The organism is Arsenicibacter sp. R0_47, assembly GCF_057652235.1.
The window spans coordinates 1-3,075 of record NZ_JBYFCJ010000080.1; the positions used below are offsets into that span (position 1 = coordinate 1).

General features: G+C 43.0%; 1 protein-coding gene and 2 pseudogenes. All 3 read left to right on the top strand.

The features are described 5' to 3' along the window. Positions 1–206 (top strand): annotated as a pseudogene (locus tag AC23NW_RS35960) (hypothetical protein); the annotation flags it as partial. Between the two features lie 164 nt (positions 207–370). Then, complete coding sequence (locus tag AC23NW_RS35965; RefSeq protein ID WP_487455509.1) at positions 371–2,320, top strand: beta strand repeat-containing protein; 1,950 nt, start codon at positions 371–373, stop codon at positions 2,318–2,320. A gap of 192 nt (positions 2,321–2,512) precedes the next feature. Next, positions 2,513–3,075, top strand: a pseudogene (locus AC23NW_RS35970) (hypothetical protein); the annotation flags it as partial.

The following is a 3,075-nucleotide window of genomic DNA, read 5'->3' on the forward strand; positions in this document are numbered from 1 at the left end:
AGGTGGTAGAAGAGGGTGTTGATGTGGTGAAGATGAACGCCAAGCTGCTCGAAAAAATCGAAGAACTCACGCTCTACGTTATTGATCTGGAGAAAAAAACTAAAGATGTCGATCAGTTAAAGCAAGAAAATAGAGCGGTTAAACAACAACTGGAAAAAATTCTTAAGCTGCTAGAGAAAAAAGAAACTTCTCTACATAAACGCTAGTGTATAATTAAAATGAGCTATTAATTGCTCATTTTTTATTAAGTGTAATTTGCTGATAACTAGGTATTTGTTGGGGATATGGATGCACTTTTAGCTCCATTGGCTAAACATTTCGGACAGATGATGTAAGTGCACATTGCTTAAGTATTCCTTTTTTTACAATTTTGGATGAGAATTCATCTGGAAGTATTAACTATTTTTTATCCATAAAACACGTTTATATGGTACGTTTCTACACCTCTTGCCTGACGCTGGGGTTATTGTGCGCAACGCTACCGTTGGTAGCTCAAACAAATTTGGTGGTTACTACACCGGCTACTTCAACACCTGGCTCCCAAAATACGTATATTGGTGTGGGAGCAGTCAATTCGTCAACCGCGAACACTGGTACAGACAACGTATCTGTAGGCTATATGGCTGGTGCCGGTAATACATCCGGCCGGAATAACCTGATGCTTGGTTCACAGTCAGGCGTTAGTAATACCATCGGGTCTAACAACGCATTTATCGGATATTCAACAGGTAGTACTAATACATCTGGACGTCAGAATGCGTTTATTGGTTCCTTTGCCGGCAGTGTTAACACTCAAGGAAATAACAACGTATTTATTGGCTACTTTACCGGTACAACAAACGGGACAGGTATCAATAACATGTTCTTAGGTTCTGGTTCGGGTCTGTTAAACTTTTCTGGTAACAATAACTCGTATTTAGGTACTGCCTCAGGATTCAACAACTCAACCTCAGGGTTTAACGTAGCTGTTGGTGATAGTGCCGGCTATAACAATACGGCAGCCGGTAATACATTTCTTGGTAGCCGTGCTGGTTTTGGAAATACTTCGGCCGCCGGCAACACAATTATCGGTTTTCAAGCTGGTTACAGATCAACAGGTAATAATAACGTGTTTTTAGGGTACCTGGCAGGTCGCAATAACCAAAGCGGAAGTTTTAACCTTTTTCTCGGACCAGAGGCAGGTGGTAACAATCAGACGGGTGGTTTCAACGTGTTTATGGGCTCGCAGGCTGGTTACAGCAATACCGCCGGTGTTGGTAACTTCTTTTTAGGTCAGCAGTCTGGTTTTCAAAATACAAGTGGTAATTATAACCTGTTTATTGGTAACTCATCAGGTACTAACAACGTATCCGGTGAAGGTAACGTAGCATTAGGCGATGGAGCTGGCGTTAATTCAAAAGGCTCAAACAATACATTCGTAGGACGTTACGCAGGTTTTGGATCGACAGCTACAAGTGGCGGCGAAAATGCTTTCATCGGATTTGCTGCCGGTTACAATATTACAACAGGTGTTGGCAACGTAGGTATTGGCCGGGGTGCGGGTGTAGCAACAACAACAGGTAATTACAACACATTCATTGGCTATAAAGCTGATGCAGCGGCTGGAAGCCTGACAAACGCCGTTGCTATCGGTTCAAATGCCTTGGTTGGTGCTAGTAATGCGATTGTACTAGGCGGTACTGCTTCAAACACCGTTAATGTAGGTATTGGTACATCAACCCCTGCAAATAAGCTGGAAATTGTTAGCTCAGCAGGCACAACAGGGCTTCGGCTGACAGGTTTAGCAAGTGTGTCAAGCACGACTGCCACGGCCAGCCGCTTTTTAACTGTTAACGCACAAGGAGATGTAGTACTGGCTAGTTATGTAGCAGGTGCACGTACTGCAGTCACAGATAATTTCTGGCAGGCGAAAGGTAGTTTATTGCAAAACAGCAACGAAGGTGGTGTTGTAATTGGCAGCGATATTACGAAACTGTCAGGTAACTATAACCTGTATGTTTCAAAAGGTATTCTGACAGAAAAAGTAAAAGTTGCTGTTAAAAACAGCAGTGAATGGAGTGACTACGTTTTTGCATCAGATTATAAACTCCGTAGCTTGAGCGAGGTAGAAAGTTTTGTGAAAGCAAATAAGCATCTGCCAGGCGTACCATCAGCAGAAGAAGTTGTAAAAGAAGGTGTTGATATGGCAAAAATGGACGCTAAATTACTGGAGAAGGTAGAAGAACTAACTCTGTATGTCATTCAGCAACAAAAACAAATTCAACAGCTGCAACTTGAAAACAAGCGGATCAAGCGTCAGATAACGAACCGGCGTCGTTAATACATACATATTCTTGTAGTAAAGGGCCGGAGATAAAATCTCCGGCCCTTTTTTAATATACCGGTCTTTCTACCGCTACATCAAATAGCATTGATTACAAATCAAAAAAGTAGAAAACCAATAATATTTAGCTTATCTTTCGGATAAACAAAACAAAAGAAACTTCTTGTTTTAGCAAACCGCTTGATAAAAATGAGAAAACAACTTTTACACACCTTTCTGCTGGCTCTTGTAAGTGCGGGTACAACCTATGCACAGACGATCGAAACGCCGGCAAATACTGCTTTGTCAGTAACCAGTGATCTGACGCTGCCAAACGGTAAAGCATTTCAGATTGATAATGCGCCTTTTATACGGCTCTTCAATCCGGCAACAGGTAACGTGGCCGTTGGGGTTGGCTCTTTTTCATCAACAGCCGGAGCCGCAACCAATAACACAGCACTTGGTTATCAGGCGGGGGCAACCTCAACGGGTAATAACAACGTCTTTTTGGGATACTTATCAGGCCGTAACAATCAGTCAGGTAGTTTTAACCTGTTTATGGGACCTGAAGCTGGTCGTAATAACCAGACCGGTGGCTTTAACGTCTTTATCGGTTCACAATCGGGCTTTAATAACCAAGCCGGAGCCGGCAACTTTTTCATGGGCCAGCAAGCCGGGTTTAACAATACAACCGGGAATTATAACCTGTTTATCGGCAACTCTTCGGGGACCAATAACGTATCGGGCGAAGGCAACGTAGCTCTGGGCGACGG